The organism is Ochrobactrum sp. P6BSIII (assembly GCF_014138065.1).
In the GTDB taxonomy this organism is placed as follows: Bacteria; Pseudomonadota; Alphaproteobacteria; order Rhizobiales; family Rhizobiaceae; genus Brucella.
In genome coordinates this window covers 22,636-44,897 of sequence record NZ_JACGXB010000017.1, presented here as the reverse complement: position 1 = coordinate 44,897, position 22,262 = coordinate 22,636, and the positions used below count along the sequence as shown (strand labels likewise).

Here is a 22,262-nt window from a genome sequence, read left to right as displayed (position 1 = left end):
GGCATTGCCAAGTTGTTTGGCGTTGGGCGCTATCGACGCCGTGTCGCCAGTTTCAGACTGTCATTTCAGCGGCATACTGCGCCCACAGGCTGAACGCATCAGCCCGTGCATGGCGGTATGAAATGGCGGTCAGAGTGTAGCGGCGGGGACGAAAGATCGTGTTGATTTGATCGTGGGCCGACAGGAAGCGCTGTGCCTGTCGTGTCGACTTGAACCGACCCATGATCTTCTCGCGTTTTCGGGTCTGCCGGTGGGAATTTTCAATTCGGTTGTTCAGCCCCTTGTGCGCCCGGTGATCGGCATCCGGAGCGATGGCCTGGATCGGCTCCACGTAGCTGCCCAGTTTGTCCGTCACGACCACCCGCGGCTGACCAAACTACCTGACCAGCCTGGAGAAGAAGCGCCTGGCAGCCCTGCTGTCGCGGCGAGCCTGAACCAGGATATCGAGAACATCGCCATTGGCATCGATGGCGCGCCAGAGCCAGAACTTCCTGCCGCCAATCGTAATGACGGCCTCATCCATGCGCCACTTGTCTTTGGGTTTTGGCCGGTCCCTGCGGATGCAATCGGCAAAATGACGACCAAAGCGGTTGACCCAGAGCCGAACAGTTTCCCGGCTGACGATAACCCTGCGCTCGGCGAGCAGATCCTCCACATCGGCCGTGCTCAGGGCAAAGCGGTGATAAGCCCAGACCGCATAGGCGACGATTTCACGCGGAAAGCGAAACCCCTTCAGCCGGGGTAATGAGCAAGGCATCTTCATGCCGAACTGAAAGCTGCAACCCGCCGATCAAACAACTTGGCAATACCCGCATGGGAGTGACCGTGCGAGAGGTTAAGGTTCAAGACCTTGGCTTCAGATGGGGTTCTTTCGGTTCCGACGGTCGCGTATCGTTTCACTGGAAAGCCGTACTTTTGCCTCCACGCATTGCCCAGTACGTTGTGGTGCATTAATTGACACATGCTCATCACCCAGATCATTCCGCAAACTTCTGGATCAAACTGGAGCAGCATTTCCCAGATTGGCTGGCGGAGAATGGAATTCAGGTGGAGGGTTTATAAACCACAGCCATTCGCGGCACCGGTCGCGACGGTCCGCGATGGGCCGAAAGCTACAGCAAAAACTGTTATGACGGATGTCCGGGTTGGTGAGCTAGTTGCCAAGACCCGCCAGTCCGCTCCCGGCCCCATTTCGGTCGTTAGAATTTGGCACCTTTTGTCTGGCAGTCAGTTTCAGTCGAATTGGGCGACCAACAGCATCAATTTGGCTTAGGGGAGAATAGAGGAATCTTCACGAGCTAAAAAGGTCAATTTGTTGGAAGCAATGAGATACAATCTCGTGTGCTAAAAAAATAGGGTGGTTAACGGAGTGAGTGAGATGCATCAAAATGGTGCATATTGTGTATTTTATAAAAATATAGAACAAATCGTTCTGTTCTTAAGAAAAAAATCTTGAAAATTCGGAACGTTATATGGAGGATGTCTTTGATTTAAGGCAAAATGCTTCCGAAAAGACCGATGATGCTGTCGGGGATCGAGGAGAAGAGCGCATGTCGAGAACTCGTTGGCTTGCATGCACAGCAACTCTGGCAATTCTTGCGGCAAGCTCGGCCAAGGCTGCGGACTACGGGTTCATCGTTATCAATTCTGCCAACAATCCGTTTACGCTTTTGGGTGGCGATAGTGTAACGGGTGTCGGCACAACGTTTGCAGCTGTTCGAGATACGGTTGCCAGTTCTGTTCTCAATGTCAGCCCCGGTCTTGCCGGCAGTGTCGTAACAATCACCGCACAGAACACGTCTAATCAGGTCGGCATTGGCTTTTCGCAGGTCGGCTCCAGTGTAAATTTTGGCGCAGATACGAACATTGTTTCCAACGGGCAGGGCATAACATTTTCTCTTGGAACTGATCAGCAGCTGAATTTCACGGGCGGGACGACAACCATTACGTCCGGGCAATCCGCGATAAACATGACCAGCCGTGCCGGTAGCGAGTTTAATATTGGGGCAGGCGCAACGTTGCGAGCACAAGCACCGACCAATCAGAATGTCGTGACGATAAACTCGCCAACGGCTGTGTTCTCACTTGCTGCAGGCGGAACATTCGAAACGTCGCAAACCACAGCGGGCCTTGGTTCAACAGCGGGCTTTCGTCTCCAGGGTGCAAAGGCAACATTTGGCGACGATACCGGTACCGGTGTTGCTATGTATAAATATTCGGGCCTTGGCGGTAGTGGGCTGTCGATAGGTTCGGGCTCCTCAACGGAAGGGCAGGCCTCAACGGTTCTCACACTGAAGGGGAATTCCGTAACCGACATTGACCTGAGCAATCCGTCGCCCGCATCCAAGAACTTCGCTGCCGTTGAAATCGGTCAAGGTGCGCAACTCAATATGGATGCGGGCTCTATCCTAACCGTTGACATGAATGTCGCCAATCTTGCTTCGACTGATGGTCAGAACGCAGGCTTGCGCATCCGCAGCGACGCCTTCGTAGCGGGTGCATCCACTTTGTCAGCAGCCTTAGGTTCGACAATTTCCGTCACGACGCGTAATGCCTATAATCACGGTCTTTATGCTTCCGGATACACAGGCGCCGGTTCAACTTATGCGCCAAAGCTTGCGGTGGTCAATTTATCGGGCCAGGCAACCATTACGACTTCTGGCGATAATTCCGATGCGGCTTATATTGCAAACAACACACAAGCCTATTTCGGCAAACAGGTACAGCTGACCACGACCGGCGATAATTCCAATGGTCTGCGCGTCTATAACAACAATCTTCAAACCGATAGCAATGGCGTGACGCCGGACGACGTTCTCGCCCGGATTGAGGGCGGTCATATTGAAACATCAGGACTGACATCTGCCGGTATTCTCGCCTATGGCTATCAGGTCACGTGCAACTATACGACCTCAACAGCCTGTCAGGCCGGCGGATCCCGTCTTCAAATGATGGGCGGTAGCATTGTTACCCACGGCGCGCTTTCGGAAGGCGCTGTCGCGTGGAATCCCACTGGTAATGCGAATTATGCGTCTCATTTGAGCTTTGACGGGACGCAGATCAAAACAGAAGGAACGGGCTCAGCAGGCCTTTTCGCTGAAGGTATTGGATCATCCATTACGCTCAACAACAGCACCGTTCAAACATTGGGAGCGGGGTCGCATGGTTTGGTCGTTGCGGACGGAGCGCGCATCGACGCTATCGCCACACCGGTCACGACACTCGCAACAGGCGCTCACACTCTCCTGCTGACAAGCGATGATGTGACCCTGGCTCAAACAGCCACCATTACGGGCGGGTCGCTTCAAAGTGGGGACGCAGGAACAGTGGCGGTCGCAGGCGGCAATGCTGACGTTACGATCAGCGGTGCAACAGTTGCAGGCGCCGTCAACTGGCTGGAGGTCAGTGGGTTCAGCAGTTCAGGCTTTAGCGACGTCGCAGTCAATCGAGTTGGCTTGCCAGCGGCTCCAAATGCGGTCATTGGAGACGAACCCGATCCCGATACCGGTACCACGCCCGGCCTTTCACCAGCAGACGGCCTTTTGCCGCTTCTTGTCGAGCCAAGGCTGGATAATACACCCGCCATCGCCAATATTGACATTTCCGGTTCGACACTGACCGGTGCCGCCGTAACGGAAACTGGCAGTACATCCAATGTCACGCTCGCCAACAGTCAGTGGACGATGACGGGCAGTTCCAACCTCACCACCTTGCTTAATGCGGCAAGCGTCATCGATTATACCGCTCCGACTGGCAATCTGGAAAACCTCGCCAGCTACAAAACCCTGACGGTTGGCGATTATACCGGCGCCAACGGAACACTTGCGCTGAACACCTGGCTTGAGGCGGACAATGCACCGTCCGATATTTTGCACGTCACAAACGACACCGCCGGCAATTCATTCCTGCGCGTGCGCAATACAGGCGGTCCCGGCGCCTTAACGCAGGAAAACGGCATTCTCGTCGTACAGGTGGATGGCCAGTCAAATGGCGACTTTTCCCTGATCGGCGATTACGAGCTAGAAGGCCAACAGGTGGTTGTCGGTGGCGCTTATGTCTATTCCCTTTGGAAAAACGGCGTCACGACGCCTCAGGACGGCAACTGGTACCTGCGCTCAAAGCTCAAAGACGAGCCTGGCCCCGGCCCGGGACCAGAGCCGGAACCGGTTTATCAAGCTGGCGATCCGACCTATGAGGCCTACTCCCGTGCGCTTCTCGGATTAATGGAAATGCCAACCCTTCAACAACGCGTTGGCAATCGCTACTGGAGTGGGCCGGGTGCTCTGCAAATCGCACAAGGCGACGGCCCCGGCACCGAGCTTCCCCCATCGCCGGAAAACGATAGCATCATTCAGGAAAACGGCGTATGGGGCCGTGTCGTTGGCTTCCATGGAAGCATCGACCCGGATCGCTCCACCACCAATGCACGTTCGAAGATCGATATTTTCAAGTTGCAGGCCGGCATTGATGGTCTTCTGCATGACGATGAAGACGGAAAGCTGATCGGTGGTATCACTGCTCATTACGGTCATGGTCGCAGCAGAGTTTCATCTTTCTATGGTGACGGTAAGATCGATACCGAAGCATACGGTCTTGGTGCAACGCTGACCTGGTATGGAAACGAAGGTTTCTATATCGACGCGCAGGGCGAGGCTAGCTGGTTCGACAGCGATCTATCCTCCTTGCTTGCCAACCGATCACTGACTGATGGCAATGACGGTTTCGGTTACGCTTTGTCAATTGAAACCGGTAAACGCCTACAGCGGAATGAGGATTGGACACTAACGCCGCAAGCGCAACTGGTTTACTCGTCGGTTGAGTTTGATAATTTCACCGACACATTTGGCGCTCCAGTTTCGCTTGATCGGGCCAACAGCCTGCGCGGACGACTGGGACTTTCGGTGGACCGCGAACGTGCCTGGGTTGATGATGACGGTTTCGTCAATCGTCTTCATGGCTATGGTATAGCCAATCTTTATTATGAGTTCCTCGGTGACAGACGCGTCAATGTGGCCGAAACCACTCTGATCAACCGCGACGACCGTTTCTGGGGCGGTCTGGGGCTTGGTTTTTCACGAAATTGGGAAGATGACAAATACTCGGTCTACGGAGAAGGTCTGGTGACCACCAGTATGCAAAACTTCGGTGATAGCTACGGTCTGAAGGGCACGCTCGGACTTCGCGTTAGGTTCTGACAAAGCTGCCAAGCATCGGCTAACTCGTTAGGTTTAGACTATACAAATAGGAATCTTATTGTTCCATAACATATGGTACGCCCCATGGCCCAGGAGGCTAGAGACACGAGCAAAACTATAATTTTTCGGCTCTTATTCAGTGTGAGGCAAGGGGATAGTGCTTTTGACAAGATGGAACCGCTGAATCTTAACTGGCAATCAGATCCGCACGTGACCGCTTTGCGACCTCATGTCGGACGTTCGAGCTGTCGAAAAGTTTGCTGAAAGCGGTCGTTTCGCTTTTCATACTAGTAACGAGCGGGAAGGGGTGAAAAGCGGATAGTTTGCTCATTAGAAGCCTATTCGAGAAGCGGAAGTCGCTTCGCACTCGCCGTAGTTTAAAGGCATTGCTGCAGTCGGTTGTGGGGGCCGCCGCAAATCACATTCCGGCTGACAGCCTTGTGCTCTATAGTTGCCGGACTGTAACGGACGCAAAGCTCTTCGATTAAGCGGATGCGATTAATACCACATGTAGACCTTCTGTTTTGATTGGCAATTCATCCGAAGTAAGTTGGAATGCGCAACAGAAGCGCTCATTCACGAACGGAAATAGAAATTGGAACGAACGGGTTCTTTGGCCCTGTTAACATCGCGGGTTGTCGAGGTGATTGCTATGTCCTTTACGCTTAAAAGGGTTTGGTATTTTCAAATACCCCTTCGAAAACTTAGTCGCCGCTTCGCTGAGAATGCGAGATTTGCGAATATCGGAAAAGTCACACAGAATCTTAGGTATAGTCTGTTAAATAAATATGTAGATTCATTTTATGAATATTTAATATCAAATTTTAATTAAATACATTAACCTGGATTGTAGCATTTCAATGGGCCGAATAGATAAATAATTATTTCAATATACAACCAATAATAAGAATATGAACTTTGGCATTTAACGTACTAATGCCCGTCTATAACAATAGCTGCCAAAGGCTATAGCTCTTGGATGGAGAAAAACCGCCGACTGTCATCCAGTCGACGGCTTCTTTTTTAAAAGCTAACGAGGCTTTTAAGGTCGCTTATTTATAAGCGGAAACCACGATCTCAATCAGCGTGTCGCCGCCGAGATCTGCAACACCAACGGTTGCACGGGTTGGCAGCAGCGAAGGATCGATCCATTCCTTCCAGACCTTATCCATTTCAGGCTTCTTGTTGAGATCCGTTACGAAGATGGTGGCTGCCAGAAGCTTGGTCTTGTCCGTGCCTGCCTGCGCCAGATAGCTGTCGAGCTTGGCGAGGATTTCGCGGGTCTGCCCGGCCATATCCAGGCTTTCGTCATCACAGGTGGTTCCGCCTACATAGACAATGCCATTGTGCTCGACGACGCGATGCATGATCGGCGTCTGAATGAAACGCTCAGCCATAGTTTAATCCTTTCAGATGGTTGGGGAATTGTCCGGTTGCTCGCCAGTAACGGCGAAAACAGCATCGGGGGTTTGAGGGAGTGCTGCGATTTCGCTGAGCGGCACCGGTTTCACCGGCGCACGCAGACGATAGAAGCCGACTGTTTCCGGCGCGCGGTTTTGCACCTCGGCCAGAATTTCCGTGACTGTGGAACTGCACAAACGACCCTGACAAGGCCCCATGCCGCAGCGGAACATGGTTTTCAGCTGGTTCGGGCCGGCGATGTTACAGGCCGCCGCGTCGCGGATTGCGCCTGCGGTCACTTCCTCGCAACGGCAGACAATCGTGTCTCTGGCCGCCGGTGCGCGAAATGCCTGTGCAGGCAGGTAGAGCGCATCGATAAAGGATCGACCACGCTCGAAGCGCCGCGCTTGCGCATGCAGCTTTGCGATTTTCGAACTCAACGTTGTGGCCAATGCCGGAAAGATATCCCGACAGGCTGCGAGCGCTGCGACACGTCCGCTGTGCTCGGCAACCAATGCACCGCCGATGCCGCTGCCGTCACCAGCAATATAGATGGACGGAACAGACGAACGACCATTGTCGTCGAGTTGTGGTTGGAAACATTTCTGGCCGTCGTTCCACACGAGCGTGCAGCCCGAAGCATTGGCGAGATTGTTGTTGGGGATCACACCCTGATGCAGGAACACGCTATCGACAGCAAGCCTGTGAGTCTTGCCTTTGGCCGAAAAGCAGATCGCTTCGGCTTCGTCTTTTCCTTCAATGGCTATTTCGGTGACACCGGAATAAACCGGCACCGACTTGCGCACCTTCAAAAGCAGGGAAAGCCCCTTCAAGGAATAGGGCGAGAAAAGGAATGAAGGCAGGTTCGATGCAGCTTTCGCGTAATTTGCGCCGGGCGTCGTATCGAGCAGAGCAGCAACCTTGCCGCCCGCCTGCAACAGCTGCGCGGCGAACATGTAGAGGAGCGGACCGGTTCCTGCCAGAACCACACGTCCGTTGGGCAGGAGGCCGGAAGTCTTCAGTGCAATCTGTGCCGCGCCAACGGTCATTACACCCGGCAAAGTCCAGCCCCTGACAGGCATCGGGCGCTCCATCGCGCCAGTCGCGAAGATCACGCGGCGCGCTGAAACAATCCCGCTCTTGCCGCTTACCGATACGCGCAGATCAACGCCGTTGTTGTCGCCATCCTGTGGTTCCACACTCCAGACGAGAGCCTGTGGCACATAGGTGGCATTGCTGGCGATAAATGCTTGCAGGACTTCTTTGCCTCGCCAGTAGTCGGTGCCGAGAAACGGTCTGCGGGCAGTCGTATTGTGTTCAATGCCACGGTAAATCTGGCCGCCAGCGACGGGGTTCTCGTCGAACAGGACAACGTTAGCGCCAGCGGCGCTTGCCTCCGCCGCTGCCGACATGCCCGCCGGTCCGGCGCCGATAATGGCGAGATCATAGGCCGCGTCGAGCGCATGGATATCGGAAATTCTCTTGAGCATGGTGGTCATGGTTCCACCCGACGTGCGCCGGTCTGCGAAGAAATGACCATTCCATCGACAACGGGCGTCATACAGGCTTGGCGGTTCTGAACACCATCAATGGTGACCAGACATTCAAAACAGATACCCATCAGGCAGTAGGGCGCTCGTGGCTGATCACCAACGACGCTGTTTCTGAGCCGGTTGATACCCTCTCCAAGCAGCGCTGCGGCGACAGTTACATTGGCAGGCACCGTCAAGGTGCGCGCATCGAATGTGATCGTCACGGTTTCCTCTGGTGTCTCAGTTTTCAGGAACATTTTAGGAGACATGAAACCTCCGGCCGGAGAACGCATCACCAGCAAGTTGTTTGACATCGGCTGCTATTTCCTTAGCCACGATCAGAGCGTGGTTGGCTGCAAGCGTGACGCCAGAATGGCACATGACGACATACGCGCCCTTGTGACTTTCGGATTGTTCGTAGACAGGCAGGCCGTCCGGTGTCTTGACCCGAAATCCGGCCCAACTGCGAATGACATTGACGTCGGCCAGATGGGGGAACGTCCGCACGGCTCTGTTGGCCAGAACTGCACTGATATCCTGATTGGTGGCGATCCGATCCGTATGGGTTTCCTGACTGTCGCCGATCATCACGCCGCCTTCATCCGCCTGCCGCAGCGTCGCCGCTGTATAGGGGAAGAAGGGCGCGCATTTCTCCGTTACAAGAATTTGACCTTTGCTGCGTACAACCGGCGCATCGAGACCGACACTCTTTGCAAGCTCTGCATTGCCGTTGCCCGCAGCCAGAATGACGCGTTCGGTGAAGACTTCACCCCATGTGCCACTCAGGAGAAAGCCGCCGTTTTGCGGGGTGATGGATGAGACTTCACAATGCGGTTCGTAGGAAGCGCCGAGGTTGATCATGCCGGTATGCAAGGCGCGAAACAGGCGCAGTGAATTCACGTCGCCGTCCATCGGCGAATAGATCGAACCGATCACATCCCGGCCGATGGAGGGGACCATTTTGGCCGTTCCCTGATGGTCGAGCACAACATGTTCCGGGGCGTCATTGCCAAGTTGCCGCGCCACGGTATCGACGTCTTCGGCAAACATTTGAAGCTCGTGTTCGTCGAGGCAGAAGGTAAAGGCACCGGTCTGTTTCAACGCCACATCAAGCCCGGTGACATCCCGCAATTCATCTGCGAAAGCGGGCCACAGGTGCGCAGATTGCATTGTCCAACGGGCATAGTGTGGTGCGCCTACGCCTTTGCCCTGTACCCAGATGAGCGCGAAATTTGCACGGGATGCGCGCAGGGACAGGTCTTCCCCATCGAGAAGCATTGGACGCAGACCAGATCGGGCGAGACCCCAGGCGATGGCAGAGCCAACCAGTCCCGCTCCGATAATGATTATGTTTTGGTCCGGCAATCTGCGCATTCGTAAATCAATCTGTTGTCACAGCGTCGTCAGTGTTGGGCCTGACGAGAGTCAGGCCCGATAGTGTTGGCTCAGTTTTGCGGGCTCACGTCCACCTTGAACCACTTCTCGGAAAGCTTCTTCACCGTGCCGTCGGCAATCGCGGCCTGAATGGCAGTATCGAAGCGACCTTTCAGGGCGGTATCTTCCTTGCGCAGACCGACACCGATCATGCCGAAGACCTTGCCCGAAAACAGCGGGCCAGCCAGCTTTGCGCCCTTCATGTCGTCCTTTTCCAGCGCAGCCGCAAGAACTGTGGCATTGGCGACAACCGCATCCACACGACCGCTGGTCAGGTCGAAATTGTGTTCTTCGGCAGTCTTGTACTCACGCACATCCGCGCCATCCTTGAAATACTGTTCCATGAAGGCAGAAGCGGTTGTGGAACCCTGAACGCCGACGGTCTTGCCGTTGATTTTCTTGGCGATTTCCTCGAGCACCGGCTTGGCCGCATCGGAATCGACATTCAGCGGCTTGCCGCCTTCCGGCAGATCGGCGAGGTCACTGTCATCCATGACTGCGAAGGAGTTGATGGCTGCCGCATAAGGCGACGAAAACGCAATCACTTCCTCACGCTTCGGCGTGATGCTCATACCCGCCATGATGGCGTCATACTTGCCAGCGGTCAGCGATGGAATGATGCCGTCCCAGTTCTGAGCGGTGATTTCGCATTTCGCTTTCAGGCGCTCGCAAAGGTCTTTGACGAGGTCAATCTCGAAGCCTTCCAGCACACCGTTCGGGCCGGAGAAATTCCACGGCGCATAAGCACCTTCGGTCGCGATGCGCACAACATCTTCGGCATGCGCGGTCGGGGCAACGGCGAGAACGCCGAGAACGGAAAGGACGAATTTCAGTTTCATATGTTCACCTCTGTTAGAAAACTGATTGATCGGTTCACGCGTTTTGTTTGGAAATGAATTGCCGGAACCGTTCGCTTTTTGGGTTGCCAAAAACCTCGTCGGGCGTGCCTTCTTCTTCAATCACGCCCTGACGCAGAAACACGACACGGCTAGAAACATCGCGGGCGAAGCCCATCTCGTGGGTCACGACCAGCATGGTGCGCCCCTCTGCCGCCAGATCGCGCATGACCTTCAACACCTCGGCCACCAGTTCGGGGTCGAGCGCGGAGGTTGGTTCATCGAACAGCATGATCTTCGGCCGCATCGCTAACGCGCGGGCAATTGCGGCGCGTTGCTGCTGGCCACCAGAAAGATGCGCGGGATAGAAGTTGCGTTTGTCGGCAATGCCGACCCGCTCCAGCAGTGCTTCAGCCTCGGCGATGCACTCCGACCGGTTTCGCTTCTGCACATGGACAGGCGCTTCGATCAGATTTTCGAGGATAGTCAGGTGCGACCACAGATTGAACGACTGAAACACCATCGTCGCCTGACCGCGCAGCCGCTGAACCTGTTTCGCATCGGCCGGACGAGCTGCGCGCCCGGGCTGTTGGTCGAGCTTGTATGCCTCGCCGTGAATAGCCACACTGCCTGCATCCGGCACTTCCAGCATATTGATGCAGCGCAGCAGTGTGGATTTGCCGGAACCTGATGCACCCAGAATGGAGATGACTTCACCCTGGTGGGCCTGCAAGGAAACTGAATGCAGAACCTTGTGCGCGCCGTAACATTTCTCGAGGTTCTTGATCTCGACCGCAGGCGTTTCGAAACGTTGCATTATGAGTTTCCTCCGGCGGCATGCACGATGACAGGCTGACGCTGGGCCGCCGACAGGCGGTATTCCAGCAGTTTGAAGATTCTGGTGACTACGAAGTTCAGGAGGAGATAAATCGCGCCTGCACAGATGAAGACTTCGACAGGGCGATAGGTGGCGGAAATCAGCTTGGCCGCCAGCCCCGTTACCTCCATCATGGTGATGGTTGATGCCAGCGCGGTGGACTTCACCATCAAGATTACTTCGTTCGAATAGGCGGGCAGCATCTGTCGCAATGCTTGTGGGGCCAGAATGCGACGGACGAGGGTGAAGCCGCTCATGCCATAAGCGCGCGCCGCTTCGATCTGCCCGGTCGCAACCGACAGAACGCCGCCACGAATGATTTCGGCACTATAGGCAGCCGTATTGAGTGCAAGAGCCAGTACCGCGCACCAATAGGGTTCCCGCAAAAACGGCCAGAGAAAGCTCCGGCGCAGTTCTGGAAACTGACTGAGGCCGTAATAGATGATGTAGAGTTGCACGAGCAGCGGGGTGCCGCGCAGCACGAAGATATAACCTCGCGCAATGAGGTCCAGTACCAGATTGCCCGACAGACGCATCGTGGCCAGTATGGTGGCCAGCACGGCGCCGCTGATAACTGATAGCGCCATCAGTTGCAGCGTCAGCGGAATACCCCGGCATAGCTGAACAAAACTGTCGAACATGAACGGCAGGTCGAGAAAGCTCATACCGCCCTCCGGATACCGCGCATGGCGCGCTTTTCAGCATTCTTGAACAGCAAGCCCGATATGAATGTGATGACGAGATAAAGCAGCCCGGCGGTCAGAAAGAAGGTGAAAGGCTTGCGGGTTGATCCAGCGCCGATTTGCGCCTGACGCATCAGCTCAACCAGTCCGACGACCGAAATCAGCGCCGACTCTTTCAAGACGAGCTGCCACACATTGCCGATTCCCGGAATGGCGAAGCGTGCCGCCTGCGGAACCATGATGCGGCGAAACAGCAGACGCGGTGGCATGCCATAGGCCTTGGCAGCCTCGATCTCGCCTTTGGGGAGTGCAAGCACCGCGCCGCGATAAACTTCGGCCTGATAAGCACCCGATACCACACCGATGGCCAGTGCACCGGTGATGAAGATTGGCGCACTGACGAAACCTTGCCCGCCGAACAACGCGCCAATCTGGCTCAACACGGCGCTGCTGCCGAAATAGAACAGGTAAATGACCAGGAGATCGGGAATGCCGCGAAGCACTGTCGAATAGCCGTCAGCCGCAACTCTGAGAATGCGCTGTGATGAAAATGACGCGGCAGCGGCAATCATACCGAACACCGCACCTGCCGCAAAGCCGCAAAAGGCTACCGCGAGTGTCATGCCGGTGGCCCGGAGCATATCGTAGCCCCAGCCGTCTTCGGCAAAACCCATCAAATCCAGATATGCGCTGACCGCACCCAACTGCCTCGTTCCCTTTTTATGTCCGGTGCTTTCACCGCGCCGGTACGTTTATGGGAGTGGTTTGACAGCGGGGCTCAATACAGTCAAATTCGAAATGAAGCCTCAAGCATAACCAAATATTATGGTGAAACATGAACCTGCGTCAGGTCGAAGCGTTCCGAACCGTCATGCTAACTGGAAAAATGACGGCTGCAGCGGAACTGATGTCGATCACCCAGCCCGCCGTGAGCCGCCTGATCCGCGACTTTGAGATCGACACGAAACTCAAGCTCTTCAACCGTCGCGGAAACCAGTTGATCCCTACGCAGGCGGCCATGACGCTGTTGCAGGAGGTGGAGCGGGCCTATGTCGGGCTCAATCGCATCCGGAGTTTCGCCGACGAGATCAGCCGTCAGAATGCGGGCATGTTGCGGATAGCGGCCATGCCTGCGCTTGCAAACGGGATCATGCCGCGCTTCCTTGCGCGTTTTCTCAAGGAGCGACCCAATATCCACGCCTCTCTCAACGGTATTCCTTCGGCAATGGTTGTTGAGGCCGTCGCATCTGGTCAGGTCGATCTCGGATTTGCCGATGGTCCGCTCGACCGGCCCGGTTTCAATATTGAAACCCGGGCGATACCGGCGGTTGTCGCTGTCCCGCTGGGGCATCGTCTTGCAGACTATCCGGAGGTTTCACCGGATGATCTCGCCGATGAACGTATGATCACGCTGGAGCCGGGGTCGCTGTTTGCCATGCGCGTCGAGGTTGCGCTTGCGCGCATTCCACGGTCGGCCACCATTGAGACTCGCTTGTCGCACACGGCGCTGACGCTTGTGGCCGAAGGTGTTGGCATAACGATCATCGATCCGTCGTCGGCAACCGATTTTCGCGGACGCGGCGTGGCGATCCGGCCTTTCACGAGCTTCGTCGATGCTGGGTTTCTCGTCATTCGTCGCAGTAATGGCCCCGATAACAGTCTGGCGCAGCGCTTCATAGACGAGTTCTGGGCCTATCATGAGACGTTGCTGGCGCAGCCGTGAAGATTGGGGGCTTTGGGGGGCTCAACCCTGGTAGATGCGCTCCTCAAGGGGCGTTGATGCAATGATAGATTTCAGTCCGGCCAGCATGGCCTTTTCTGCCTTGTTGAGATTGGCTTCAGGGTTGTGGATTAGAAAAACATCGATGGCAGGCGGGTTGTCGTAAGGCGGCAGACGCCAGAGAAGACCGTCATCAATCTCGCGTCGCGCGACATGCAATGGAAGAGGACCGATGCCAAGCCCGGTGATGATCATCCGGCGGACTTCTTCGAGGCTTGACGAGGTGCCGACCACATCCGGTGAAAGTCGCGCCTCGCTGCGCAACAGGGCTACAGGCCGTAACGCGTCGGCAATGTGATCGGTCTGGAACGAAACCGATGGTTCCCCTTTCAGATCGGCAAGGGCAAGCCCGGACTGGCCGAACATCCGGTGCCGGGGCCCGCAGAAAAACCCGAAGAACTCGCGATAGACCATGGTGTAGTCGAGCGCGGGGTCGCGATTGCTCACCAGACCAAGGCCGAAGGAAGCGCGCTTCTCGCGCACAAGCCGCGCGACTTCTGTACTGGCTGATACGTTGATCGTCAGTGTCGCATTGGGATGCTGTTCATGAAACAGCGCGAGCGCCTGATCGAAGATCGGCGATATGATGTGGCTGGCGACAGAAATGGTGACATGGCCAGTCACATTGTCACCGACGCCACGCACCAGTTGCGGCAGCTGTGAAATCGCGCCGAAGACCTCAATGCTCTGTTCGTAAAGCAGTTTGCCAACGTCCGTCAGTTCAAAATGGGTTGCGTCGCGCTCCACCAGCCGCTGGCCGATGCGGTCTTCCAATCGGCGCAACGCATTGCTTACGCTTGGTTGTTTGAGGTTGAGACGCTCTGCCGCGCGGGTGATGCTTTTGACCTCCGCGATTACCACAAAACTGCGCAGAAGATTCCAGTCCAGATCCCAGACAAGGCGTTCAGGGCGATGTAACGACATGGCATCATCCATTCATGAAATCTATGCAATCCATTCCCATTATCTATTTGCGAAATGCACCCATAAAAGCAATCATGAATATTGGAAGGCATCAAAAAGCCTCAAGAAAAACAAACAAAGGGAAGTCGGGAACAGCATGTTTAACAAATTCACGGGTTTCATTGCCGCAGCCGCGATTGCAGCCACCACAGTCTTTGCGGTTGCACCTGCACAGGCGGATGATCTTGAAAAGATCAAGGCAGCGGGCGAGTTGAAGATCGCCATGAGTGGCCAGTACCCGCCGTTCAATTTCGTCAATGAGAAGAATGAAGTGGTGGGCTTCGACGCTTCCATCGGTTCGGCGATTGCCGAACGCATGCAGCTCAAGCCACAGCTTATCACCACCGCATGGGACGGTATCGTTGCGGGTCTTCGAGCAGGCAAGTTCGACACGGTGGTTGGCTCCATGACGATTACGCCGGAACGCGAGAAGGCCGTGGATTTTGTTGGACCGTACTATCACGCGGGCCGCGCGGTTTTCGTGAAGGAAGACTCTACGGTTCACAAGCTCGATGATCTTAAAGACAAGACGCTAGGCGTCACGCTTGGTGAAACCCATGAAAAATGGGCGCGCGAGCAGGGTGGCTGGACCATTCGCACCTATAAGGGCCTGCCGGAGCTGATGCTCGAACTGAATGCCGGTCGTGTCGACGCAATCGTCGTTGACAACATCCCTGTCATGGTGGCGATCAAGGAAACCGGACAGAAGGTGCGTAGGCTCGATACGCCCGATATTGAAGGCGGCAGCGTCGCCATCGGCATCGCCATCCGCAAGAACAATCCAGAGCTGAAGGCTGCAATGCAGAAGGCTCTCGACGAGATCATGGCCGACGGCACCTATGAGAAGATCTCGATGCAATGGGTTGGCAGCGATATTCGCTGATGCGTCATCCCGGCCCGGCATATGTCCGGGCCGGTTGAGAACCGATTGACCGGAGTTTTCCGATGGATTTTGCGTTGATGTTGCGCGTCCTCCCGTTTTTTCTGGAGGCGGCATTGGTGACTGTCCAAATTTCTGCTCTGGCTCTGGTGTTGGGTCTGGCCGTCGCGGCGGTCCTCGTTAACGGGCGTCTATCCCGCTCGGTCATCCTGCGATGGCTTGCGGCAGCTTATGTGAGCGTCTTTCGTGGCACACCTTGCCTTGTGCAACTCTTCATTCTCTATTTCGGCGGTCCGCAAATCGGCATCAATCTGGAACCGTTTGCCGCTGGCGTCATCGGTTTGGGGTTGAATATCGGCGCCTATATGTCGGAGTCGATCCGCGGCGCAATTCAAAGCGTTGATCGCGGCCAGGCGGAAGCCGCCCGTTCTATCGGTTTCGGGCGCGGGCAGACGATGCGGTTCGTTGTTCTACCTCAGGCAGCCCGGCTGATGATCCGCCCTCTCGGTGTCAACACGATTGCGCTCCTGAAGGGCTCCGCGCTGGTTTCCACCATTTCAGTGGTTGAGCTGACCTATACAGCGCAGCGTTTCATCGGTTCCACCTACAAGCCGTTCGAGATTTTCGGTGTTGCAGCTGTTCTCTACATGATCATCATCTATATCGTGGCGCGCGGGGTCGATCTTCTCGACAAGCGCTTCGCGGCGCAGTGAGGGAGGACAGGATGCAAGCTCTCGATTTCAGCATCGTCGCTCCCTATACGGATCTGCTTTTGACAGGACTGTGGTGGACGCTGGTTCTGACCATAGCGTCGGCTTTCCTCAGCTTTGTGCTCGGCATCATCTTTGCGCTGGTGGTGCTTTACGCGCCCAAGATTCTCGCATGGCCGGTGCGGCTCTTCATGTGGCTGTTCATGGGAACGCCGCTTCTGTTGCAGCTGTTCCTGATCTATTTCGGGCTGGTTCAGATCGGTATCGATATTCCGGCACTTGGCGCGGGCATCATCGGCCTTAGCCTCCACTTTGCCGTCTATAATGCCGATATCATCCGTGCGGGTATCGTGGCGGTCGATCCGGGTCAGATGGAAGGCGCGCGTTCCATCGGCTTCAGCCATGGTCAGGCTTTGCGCTACATTGTCATCCCGCAGGCGGTGCGCAATACGATCCCGCCCATCGGCAACAATATGATCGTTCTTTTGAAGGATACGTCGCTGGTTTCGATCATCGGCATTGCGGAACTGGTGCACAGCGCGCAGCTTGCCATCAGCGAAACCTTCAGCCCGTTCGAATTCTACATCACCATCGCCGCCATTTACTACGTGGTCAATCTGGTTCTGGAAGCCAGCCTGCGGCGCATTGAAAGAAAAGTGGAGGTCACGCGATGAGCAGCCCCAAAACCGCAAAGCCGATGGTCGAAGTGAAGGGTGCCCGCAAAGCCTATGGCGAGCTGGAAGTGTTGAAAGGTATCGACCTTTCCGTGGCGCGTGGCCAGATCGTCGCCATCATCGGCCCCAGCGGCTCCGGAAAGAGCACGCTTCTGCGCTCGATCAATCATCTAGAAGCGCTTAATGGCGGTGAAGTCTGGCTTGATGGCATGCAGGTCAATCAACCTCTCATCGGGCAGGCTTTCGAGAAGCTCATCAATGCCGTGCGCCAGCAGATGGGCATGGTGTTCCAGCACTTCAACCTGTTTCCGCATCTGACAGTGCTGGAAAACATCACGCTCGGCCCCATCAAACTCAAGGGCATGACGAAGGACGCTGCTCGTACACTGGCGCTGGAGCTTTTGAAAAAGGTCGGGCTTGCCGACAAGATCGACGTCTACCCCTCGCGGCTGTCTGGCGGTCAGAAGCAGCGTGTGGCCATTGCCCGTGCGCTCGCCATGCAGCCGAAAGTCATGCTGTTCGACGAGGCGACTTCGGCACTCGATCCCGAACTGGTGGATGAAGTCAATGCCGTCATGAAGCAGCTTGCCGCTGAACATATGACGATGCTGATCGTCACGCATGAGATGCGATTTGCGGGCGAAGTGGCAGATCGCATCCTGTTCATGGATGGCGGTGTGGTGGTGGAAGAGGGGCCGCCGGATCAGATTTTGAGCAATCCCGTGCAGGAGCGTACCCGCTCCTTCCTCAAGAAATATCTGGCCGCGTGAGGTGATGGCATGAACGAGAGAAACGCCAATGAGTTCGCCGATTTTGGGGAGTTTCCCGATTTCGGACTGACCTCGGCGCAGCGGCGCGAAGCTGTGCTTGGCCATTATTATGAATATCCCGGCATGGACGGGCCGCGTGGCGAAATCTGGTGCTACACCGATGCCTATTCTTATCTGCCGGGCGCAACGGTTCATTTGCAGGTGAGTGCGACCGCGTCGCGTTTCGATATCGAAATCGTGCGGGATGGGGCGGTTGAAAAGCCTGTCTTCGCAAAGCGAGGGATAGACTGCAAATGGCAGGAAACGCCAGCCCAATGTTCCGTTGTGGGCTGCGGCTGGGAGACGACATTTTCGTTCAAGACGGATGAGAACTGGCCTTCCGGCGCCTATCGCATCACGCTGAAAGCCGAAGGCAATGACGGTCAGCTGATCCATTGCCACCATCTTTTCGTCCTGCGACCTGCAGCAGGCCGTAAGCCCGGTCGCATCCTGCAGGTTGCCGCGACCGGCACGTGGACGGCCTACAATACCTGGGGCGGTTCCAATCACTATCAGGGCATTACCGGACCGAATGGCGATCAATATGCGACGACGGTAAGCATCGAGCGTCCGTTCTGCCGTGGCTTTGCGCTGCTGCCGTCCGATGCGCCCCGCGTGCCGCTGGAATTTGTGACGCGGCCCGCGGCACCTCCGCGTTATCCGCATATGGAATGGGCCTTTGCCAATGGCTATTCCAAGAAATATGCCTCGTCCGGCTGGGCGAGCTATGACAGCCTGTTCTTCCGCTGGGCTGAACGGGAAGGCTTTGCGATTGATCTCGCCAGCCAGCATGAGCTGCATTTCTCGCCGGAAATCCTCGACGGTTATGATTGCGTGGCCTTTGTCGGTCACGACGAATATTGGACATGGGAAATGCGCGATGCCGTCGATCATTATGTCGATGGCGGCGGCCGTGCGGCCCGTTTTGCGGGCAACTTCATGTGGCAGACGCGGCTTGAGGATGATGGCAAGCGCCAGACTTGTTACAAATATCGCGCCCGCGCTGAAGACCCGGTCTATCGCTCCGCTGATCCACGGCGCACCAGCGGTTGCTGGGAAGCGACGGAAGCCGGACGGCCTGCTGCCGAAACCTTCGGCCTCAATGCGCTGCGCGGGCTTTATGTCGGCTGGGGTGGTTGCGCCCCGCGTGGCGTGCGCGGTTTTCCGGTCTATCGCCCGGAACATTGGGCCTTTGCGGGAACGGGCATCTATTACGGTGATCTCCTGGGCGCTGACGGTCACGCCTTCGGCTATGAGGTCGACGGGCTCGACTATGTGATCCGCGGCGGTCTGCCTGAACCGGAGGAGGGCAGCGGCGCACCTGATGGATTGCAGATTCTGGCGCTTGGCATGTCGTCTCTCAAGGAAGAGAGCGCGGATATTCCAGCTGACGACCAGTTCCTCTCCGATGCCGATGCCAAATTTGTAGCCGATACGCTGATCGGCGACAATGGCGATGCAGCCGTCGAACGCATCAAGCGCGGCTGCGGCATGATCGTCAATTTCCCGCGCGGCAAGGGCGAGGTTTTCCACGCCGGAAGCTGTGAGTGGGTCGCGGCTCTCAAACGTGGCGACCGCATGGTCGAGCGTGTGACCGCCAATGTTCTTAACCAATATCTCAAGCGCTGACAGAGTAACGCCATGCTCAACACAAAAGCACAGAACGAACGCCCGACATCGCATCTTTTCTACCAGTCGCGCCTGCGCAGGCCACTGGTGGATCGTGCCGAAGGTATCTATATCTGGGATCAGGACGGACGCCGTGTCATCGACGGGTCTAGCGGCGCGATGGTGGTCAATATCGGCCACGGCAATCGCAACGTGCTTGACGCCATGAAAGAGCAGATGGATCGCGTCACCTTCGCTTATCGTCTCCATTTCGAAAACGAGCCGGCGGAAGATCTGGCGCGCATGGCCGCCGAACGTATGCCGGAAGGTCTGGACAAGATTTTCTTCGTGTCCGGTGGTTCGGAAGCAGTGGAATCCTGCATCAAGCTTGCCCGCCAATGGGTGGTTGCGACCGGGCAGGGCACACGCTGGAAAGTGATTTCGCGGTTTCCGTCTTACCATGGCGGTACGCTTGGGGCGCTGGCGGTCACCGGCTATGCGGCTTTGAGCGAGCCTTTCGCACCCATCATGCGCGAAATGCCGAAAGTCCCCGCACCGACTGCCTATCTCGATCGCGACAATCTCACGATGGAACAGCGCGGCCAGAAGTATGCCGACATGCTGGAGGAGAAGATTCAGGAAGAAGGTCCTGAAAGCGTACTCGCCTTCATCATGGAGCCGATCGGTGGAGCATCGACCGGCGCGCTGGTCGCGCCCGACAGTTACTATCCGCGTATCCGCGAAATCTGCGACCGTTATGGCATCTTGCTCATCCACGACGAGGTGATGAGCGGCGCAGGACGCACCGGCAAGTTTCTTGGCGGCGACCACTGGAACTGCAAGCCCGATCTCATCGCGCTTTCGAAGGGTTTCGCCTCTGGTTATTGCCCGCTTGGCGCAATGGTGGCGCCGGGGCGCATCGTGCAGCCGGTTCTGGATGCTGGTGGCTTCCTGCACGGCTTCACTTATGCGGGCAATCCGCTGGCTTGCGCGGCAGGCAAGGCGGTGCTTCAGGAGATTGATCGTCTCGATCTGGTCGGCAATGCCGCCCATATGGGCGATGCGCTGAAGGGCGAGCTGGAAGGACTGGCGAAGCGCTTCCCGTTCATCGGTGATGTGCGCGGCAAGGGGTTGTTGCTGGCCGCCGAATTCGTGTCCGATCCTGAAACCATGAAGCCGTTGCCGAAGGAGCTGAACGCCCATCAGCGCATGGTCGATCTTGCCTATGAGCGCGGTCTGATCATCTATTCGCGCCGCACGCGGGGTGGTGTTGAAGGCGATCACTTCCTCGTCTGTCCGCCGATGATCGTGAGTCGAGAACAGGTCGGCGAGATCACCGCGATCCTTGACGATACGCTGGAGGTTCTGTCGCGTGAACTCAAGCTGCCCGTGAACGCATAAGGAAACCGGATCATGACCGATAAGAAGAAAACACAGCGCAAGGTGATCATCACCTGCGCAGTGACGGGCTCCGTGCACACTCCAACCATGTCGCCGCATCTGCCGGTTACGCCGGAGGAGATCGCCAGTGAGGCCATTGCGGCGGCGGAAGCGGGCGCATCCATTCTGCATCTCCATGCTCGCGATCCCCGTGACGGCAGACCATCCGCCAATCCGGATCTGTTCATGCAGTTCCTGCCGCGTATCAAGCAGTCGACCGCGGCGGTGGTGAATATTTCCACCGGCGGCTCGTCATTGATGACGCTGGATGACCGTCTGGCTGCGCCGCTCAAGGCGCAACCGGAAATGTGTTCTCTCAATATGGGCTCGATGAATTTCGCGCTGTTTCCAGCCCTCGACAAGCCACGCGAGTGGAAGCACGCTTGGGAACCCGAACTATTGGAGGCAACGCGCCATTCGATCTTCAAGAACACTTTCGCTGATATGGAAGGCATTCTGACCAGTCTTGGTCGGGGCTGCGGTACACGCTTCGAGTTCGAATGCTACGATGTCGGGCATCTCTATTCACTGGCCCATTTCCGTGATCGTGGACTGGTGACCGGTCATCTCTTCATCCAGTTCGTCTTCGGTATTCTGGGCGGCATTGGTGCAGACCCGGACAACCTCATGCATATGAAGCGCATTGCAGACAAGCTGTTCGGCGACGGCTATTCCTTCTCGGTTCTGGCGGCAGGGCGACACCAGATTCCGATGATCACAATGGCAGCGGCCATGGGTGGCAATGTGCGTGTCGGTCTGGAAGACAGTCTCTATGACGGACGGGGAAAACTGGCCAAGAGCAATGCCGATCAGGTGCGGCGCATCCGTAGCATCCTGGACGGCTTGTCGCTGGAAGTTGCTACACCTGACGAGGCGCGCGACTATCTGGGCCTGAAGGGTGGAGACAGGGTGGCGTTCTGATGCCAAAGATCGTGTTGGATAGCAAAGCGGGCGTTGTGATCCGGCTCGCCGAGCCTGCCGATGCTGAACAGATTCACGAGGCGATCCGCGTGATGGGCGCGGGGCTTGGCGCTGCGGGCAAAGTCTCCAGCACGGTAGAAGATTTTCGCAACCACGGCTTTGGTCCCAACGCCGCTTTTACCAGTCTGATCGCCGAGGTGGACGAGGTATTTGCCGGGCTGGCACTGTTCTTCCCGATTTTCTCGACATGGCTCGGAAAGCCGGGTGTCTTTGTGCAGGATCTCTATGTTGACGAGGCGTTTCGCGGTCGGCGGGTGGGCGAGGTTTTGCTCCGCCATGTCGCCTCGTGGTCGACAGCGCGGGGCGGCGTCTATCTGCGGCTGGCTGTGGATCGGGACAATATTGCCGCGCGGCGCTTTTACCAGCGGCTGGGTATCGGCTGGATCGAAGCCGACCTCGATCATGGCGCTTATGGCGAGGATTTTGCCCGTCTGGCGCGTATCAACGCAAATTAGGGAG

The 22,262-nt window shown here is 56.4% G+C and carries 20 protein-coding genes and 1 pseudogene; 11 read left to right on the top strand and 10 right to left on the bottom strand.

The window, feature by feature from the left end; all coding sequences use genetic code 11:
• Window positions 1-52: 52 nt before the first annotated feature.
• Window positions 53-763: pseudogene (locus FHW00_RS20310) on the bottom strand (IS6 family transposase).
• On the opposite strand from FHW00_RS20310, the gene FHW00_RS24450 reads away from it, so the two are divergent.
• Together FHW00_RS24450 and FHW00_RS20300 are read left to right on the top strand one after the other, a co-directional pair.
• A complete protein-coding gene (locus FHW00_RS24450) occupies window positions 745-954 on the top strand; it encodes a M48 metallopeptidase family protein (RefSeq protein ID WP_445557991.1) in 210 nt (69 codons plus the stop codon). The pseudogene FHW00_RS20310 and the gene FHW00_RS24450 sit on opposite strands and share 19 nt — an antisense overlap.
• 596 nt (window positions 955-1,550) lie before the next feature.
• The gene (locus tag FHW00_RS20300) at window positions 1,551-5,195 is read left to right on the top strand and encodes an autotransporter outer membrane beta-barrel domain-containing protein (RefSeq protein ID WP_176168367.1); all 3,645 of its coding nucleotides are present in this window, start codon (window positions 1,551-1,553) and stop codon (window positions 5,193-5,195) included.
• 1,052 nt (window positions 5,196-6,247) lie between these two features.
• Here the strand turns inward: FHW00_RS20300 and FHW00_RS20295 are convergent.
• The 8 genes from FHW00_RS20295 to FHW00_RS20260 form a co-directional block, all read right to left on the bottom strand.
• A complete protein-coding gene (locus FHW00_RS20295; protein ID WP_061345658.1) occupies window positions 6,248-6,592 on the bottom strand; it encodes a RidA family protein in 345 nt (114 codons plus the stop codon).
• 12 nt (window positions 6,593-6,604) lie between these two features.
• Window positions 6,605-8,095 carry an FAD/NAD(P)-dependent oxidoreductase gene (locus FHW00_RS20290; RefSeq protein WP_078340567.1) on the bottom strand — a complete coding sequence of 497 codons (1,491 nt, stop codon included), beginning with the start codon at window positions 8,093-8,095 and terminating at the stop codon, window positions 6,605-6,607.
• Complete coding sequence (locus FHW00_RS20285) at window positions 8,092-8,385, bottom strand: (2Fe-2S)-binding protein (RefSeq protein WP_078340566.1); 294 nt, start codon at window positions 8,383-8,385, stop codon at window positions 8,092-8,094. The genes FHW00_RS20290 and FHW00_RS20285 overlap by 4 nt, the downstream gene beginning before the upstream one ends.
• 1 nt (window position 8,386) lies before the next feature.
• The gene (locus tag FHW00_RS20280; RefSeq protein ID WP_078340565.1) at window positions 8,387-9,502 is read right to left on the bottom strand and encodes an NAD(P)/FAD-dependent oxidoreductase; all 1,116 of its coding nucleotides are present in this window, start codon (window positions 9,500-9,502) and stop codon (window positions 8,387-8,389) included.
• Between the two features lie 71 nt (window positions 9,503-9,573).
• Complete coding sequence (locus FHW00_RS20275; protein ID WP_078340564.1) at window positions 9,574-10,401, bottom strand: lysine/arginine/ornithine ABC transporter substrate-binding protein; 828 nt, start codon at window positions 10,399-10,401, stop codon at window positions 9,574-9,576.
• Between the two features lie 34 nt (window positions 10,402-10,435).
• Window positions 10,436-11,215: an ABC transporter ATP-binding protein gene (locus FHW00_RS20270; RefSeq protein ID WP_078340563.1), complete on the bottom strand. Its 780-nt coding sequence runs from the start codon at window positions 11,213-11,215 to the stop codon at window positions 10,436-10,438.
• On the bottom strand, window positions 11,215-11,940 hold the full coding sequence (locus tag FHW00_RS20265) for an ABC transporter permease (protein ID WP_078340562.1): 726 nt from the start codon (window positions 11,938-11,940) through the stop codon (window positions 11,215-11,217). The genes FHW00_RS20270 and FHW00_RS20265 overlap by 1 nt, the downstream gene beginning before the upstream one ends.
• Window positions 11,937-12,632: an ABC transporter permease gene (locus FHW00_RS20260; protein WP_078340611.1), complete on the bottom strand. Its 696-nt coding sequence runs from the start codon at window positions 12,630-12,632 to the stop codon at window positions 11,937-11,939. The genes FHW00_RS20265 and FHW00_RS20260 overlap by 4 nt, the downstream gene beginning before the upstream one ends.
• A 161-nt stretch (window positions 12,633-12,793) precedes the next feature.
• On the opposite strand from FHW00_RS20260, the gene FHW00_RS20255 reads away from it, so the two are divergent.
• The gene (locus tag FHW00_RS20255) at window positions 12,794-13,681 is read left to right on the top strand and encodes a LysR substrate-binding domain-containing protein (protein WP_078340561.1); all 888 of its coding nucleotides are present in this window, start codon (window positions 12,794-12,796) and stop codon (window positions 13,679-13,681) included.
• Window positions 13,682-13,702: 21 nt separating this feature from the next.
• Here FHW00_RS20255 and FHW00_RS20250 read toward each other — a convergent pair whose 3' ends face one another.
• Window positions 13,703-14,662, bottom strand: coding sequence for a LysR family transcriptional regulator (locus tag FHW00_RS20250; RefSeq protein ID WP_078340560.1), 960 nt, complete (start codon window positions 14,660-14,662; stop codon window positions 13,703-13,705).
• A gap of 136 nt (window positions 14,663-14,798) precedes the next feature.
• On the opposite strand from FHW00_RS20250, the gene FHW00_RS20245 reads away from it, so the two are divergent.
• From FHW00_RS20245 to FHW00_RS20210, 8 genes are all read left to right on the top strand, one after another.
• Entirely contained in the window at window positions 14,799-15,584 is a 786-nt protein-coding gene (locus FHW00_RS20245; RefSeq protein WP_078340610.1) for an ABC transporter substrate-binding protein, read from the top strand.
• A gap of 62 nt (window positions 15,585-15,646) precedes the next feature.
• Window positions 15,647-16,294: an amino acid ABC transporter permease gene (locus FHW00_RS20240; protein ID WP_078340559.1), complete on the top strand. Its 648-nt coding sequence runs from the start codon at window positions 15,647-15,649 to the stop codon at window positions 16,292-16,294.
• An 11-nt stretch (window positions 16,295-16,305) separates the two neighbouring features.
• Window positions 16,306-16,965 carry an amino acid ABC transporter permease gene (locus FHW00_RS20235; protein WP_078340558.1) on the top strand — a complete coding sequence of 220 codons (660 nt, stop codon included), beginning with the start codon at window positions 16,306-16,308 and terminating at the stop codon, window positions 16,963-16,965.
• 23 nt (window positions 16,966-16,988) lie between these two features.
• Window positions 16,989-17,735, top strand: a complete 747-nt coding sequence (locus FHW00_RS20230) for an amino acid ABC transporter ATP-binding protein (protein ID WP_078340609.1) — start codon at window positions 16,989-16,991, stop codon at window positions 17,733-17,735.
• A gap of 9 nt (window positions 17,736-17,744) precedes the next feature.
• On the top strand, window positions 17,745-19,403 hold the full coding sequence (locus FHW00_RS20225; RefSeq protein ID WP_078340557.1) for a N,N-dimethylformamidase beta subunit family domain-containing protein: 1,659 nt from the start codon (window positions 17,745-17,747) through the stop codon (window positions 19,401-19,403).
• A gap of 12 nt (window positions 19,404-19,415) precedes the next feature.
• Window positions 19,416-20,783 (top strand): aminotransferase family protein, encoded by a 1,368-nt coding sequence (locus FHW00_RS20220; RefSeq protein WP_078340556.1) that lies wholly within the window; start codon window positions 19,416-19,418, stop codon window positions 20,781-20,783.
• A 12-nt stretch (window positions 20,784-20,795) separates the two neighbouring features.
• Complete coding sequence (locus tag FHW00_RS20215; RefSeq protein ID WP_078340555.1) at window positions 20,796-21,743, top strand: BKACE family enzyme; 948 nt, start codon at window positions 20,796-20,798, stop codon at window positions 21,741-21,743.
• Window positions 21,743-22,258 carry a GNAT family N-acetyltransferase gene (locus FHW00_RS20210; protein ID WP_078340554.1) on the top strand — a complete coding sequence of 172 codons (516 nt, stop codon included), beginning with the start codon at window positions 21,743-21,745 and terminating at the stop codon, window positions 22,256-22,258. Before FHW00_RS20215 ends, FHW00_RS20210 begins: the two co-directional genes overlap by 1 nt.
• Window positions 22,259-22,262: the final 4 nt, after the last annotated feature.